This window comes from Chitinophagaceae bacterium (assembly GCA_030053935.1).
Lineage (GTDB): Bacteria > Bacteroidota > Bacteroidia > Cytophagales > JASGCU01 > JASGCU01.
The window spans coordinates 1-2737 of the sequence record JASGCU010000086.1 but is presented as its reverse complement, the minus strand read 5'-3'; the positions used below and the strand labels follow the sequence as shown (position 1 = coordinate 2737).

General features: G+C 35.9%; 2 protein-coding genes. Both read right to left on the bottom strand.

Features of this window, described 5'->3' with window-relative positions; translation table 11 throughout:
• Positions 1-123 precede the first annotated feature (123 nt).
• A complete protein-coding gene (locus QM536_08205; GenBank protein ID MDI9356986.1) occupies positions 124-927 on the bottom strand; it encodes a hypothetical protein in 804 nt (267 codons plus the stop codon).
• Between the two features lie 9 nt (positions 928-936).
• On the bottom strand, positions 937-2737 hold a 1801-nt coding region (locus QM536_08200; protein ID MDI9356985.1), incomplete at its 5' end, for a T9SS type A sorting domain-containing protein.

Below are 2737 nucleotides of genomic sequence, written 5' to 3'. Positions count from 1 at the left end.
AAAACTGATTAATGTTCTACCCATAATATTGTTATTACTGTTTAAATAAGTGCTAAGTATTTCAAAAAAAACTACGTTTTATTAGTATGTATTATATGCAAAATAGAAAAATAATATTTTCTTTTAAAAAATCTTTGGTAAAAAATCTTTTCTATTTGTTATTATTGCAGAATCTCCTACTGCTTTTATGACAAAAAGCCCTTTATTTTCTGCAAATACATCTGCTTCTGATCCTTTACTTATATAAGCAACTGCTCCCACAAATTTCACATTCGGGTTTTGGTATCTTTTGAGAGTTATACGTATAAGAGCCATCTTTTTTAAAAAATCTTTTACATCTGCAACACGTAAAGTCGTTTTTACCTCTACTATTACCACGGTGTCTCCGTTATGTGCTACTATGTCGTATTCATATTGTTTATCCAGTTCTTTACAAAAGCCATTTACACGGTAAGAGGTCTGTAGTACTTCGATACCTCTTTTATTGAGAAGAGATACCAGCTTTCCCTCTACCAAAGATTCTGTCAATCGAGACCATTGAGTGTTAAACATGGTTTCCAATTTGTTGAGCTTTCGCTCGGATGCTTTATTTGATCTTTCTATGGAGCTTTCCATTTTTTCCATATTTCTATCAAAACGTTCTTGTGCTTCTTTTCTTTCTTTTTGAAAACGTTCATCGATTAACTCTAAATTATGTTTATGTCGTTCATCCGATTCTGCCATTTTTCTGTCCCATTCTTCTTTTCTTCTCTTATCTTCCTCTGCCATTCTCTTATCTTTCTCTGCCATTTTTCTGTCCCACTCTTCTTTTCTTCTCTTATCAGACTCTTCTATTCTTTTATCCGACTCTTCTGCTTTCTTTCCTAATGCAAAGATATATATTTTTAGATCTTCCCAAGAAGGAACTTCTGTTTTTTGTTCTATCATAATATGTATCTATTTTTCATTTTTCACTATTTTTTGGGATACTTCTTTTTTTGTATTTCCTTTTTCTAAAATCATTTTGGAAAAATACGTTCCTTGATGCGACATATATTTTTCGGTTTCTACATGAAAAGTTTGGTTTCCCTTTGTGGAAGAATTATGTATGGTAGAAAATACATGTTTTCCATGTATATCAAAAACTTGAAGGGTGAGAGAATACCCCTCTTCGGGGGTAAAAAAAGGAATCGATATTTTATCAGAAGTGGGGTTTGGGTAGATATCAAAAACATTCGGAGATATATTGCTGTATGCGGATTCTATAAAGTTTTTCTCTCCGTAATACACACGAAATGCCCTTGCTGATGAAAGGTCTAAGGTATATGTATTTTTTTCTTTCATATTTATAAATCTTCCTTTTTTGGTATCTAAAAGGAACAATTCATTCTGTGGTATATTTTCTATTTTCCAGCTCAGGGTAAAATCTACTCTATAACCGCTTTGTTCTGCAATAAAATCCCATGTTGTATTATCCGAAAGTGGCTGTATATCTTTGGTGAATGATTTCATAAAATGCTCACTATGAGGGAAATCAATACTCGCTTTATTGATAAAATGAGGAACGGTAGGAAGGTCTTCTGCATCATACCCTTTTTCTGCCCCTTCACTCATTCCCAAAGCACTGAGAGTGTATGTCGTTTGCTCGTTTGCAAGAGTAAACTGCACCTGCCAATTATTTGCATTGGAGCTCATACGTGCTGTTTGAGAAGACGGAGTATTCATTCCGAATGAAAATCCTGCTTGCAGAGGGATAGAAACAATCCCTGCACTCGGCATATAGACAAAAAATCCCTGGTATATATCTACGGCAGTACTTGCTTGAAAAGCTCCATCATATATGAGAACATTAGTCGGTTTATTTCCATTGATGCTCACAGAAACAGCATTCCAATTCATTGCAAAGGGATACGGGTTGCCCAAAAGATTCCATCCTGGTGTGACGGGAATCTTAAATAGATGAGAACCTGTGAAAGTGTTACCATTGGGATTCAGAGGCATAGAAGCATCTATACTCGTGAGAAAGAAATAACCTCGTCCTCTTTCTAAAGAAGTAGTGGTATTTATTTCGTTATATGCCCCATTATTCCAATCGAAAAGCCGCCATTTGGTTTTATCAAAACCACCCAAAGCATCAAAAACAGCAGTGGTTTGATTGGTATAAGGAAGAGTGATAATACGGTAATTGGTTTGGTCCTTACCCACCACATAAACACCCGATAAGAGAGTTTGCTCATAAGGTACCTGCCGTATTGTTTCTATAAAAAAAACTTGGCTTACAGTTCCATTCGTTCCGGAGGCAGAGATAATGAGAGAATATGCCCTCGGACCTTCCAAAAAGTTAAATTCTGCATTGGAAATGAGAGCATTCCCATTGATTCTAAAAGAAGGATGGGCAGTAGAAAAAGAAGCATTGGTTAATCCCGATGCATAGAGTATCCCTATCTGGCTCCCTGGGGGAAGTTTTTCAAAAATGGTATTATTATCTAAAATAATGACTACACTCGGTGCGGCAATAATGGTGACAACCCTCGTAGCACTTGCCGCATTAAACTGTGTATTTGCTTGTTGACCTGCGGTAATAGTAACTGTTCCAACTGCTACTGCTGTAAGAGTATTGCCAAGGACAGTTGCTATTCGTACATCGCTGGAAGTAAAACTTATTGCAGCAGCACTATTAGAAGTAGCAGTCATTACATATTTTTGTCCTACGGTAAGGTTAAGAACAGCAGAAAAAGTAAGAGTGGGGTTTGTTTTA

What these genes read in the sequence shown, in the direction of transcription:
- QM536_08205 (MDI9356986.1), bottom strand. Translation starts at nt 927, where the DNA reads ATGATAGAACAAAAAACAGAAGTTCCTTCTTGGGAAGATCTAAAAATA.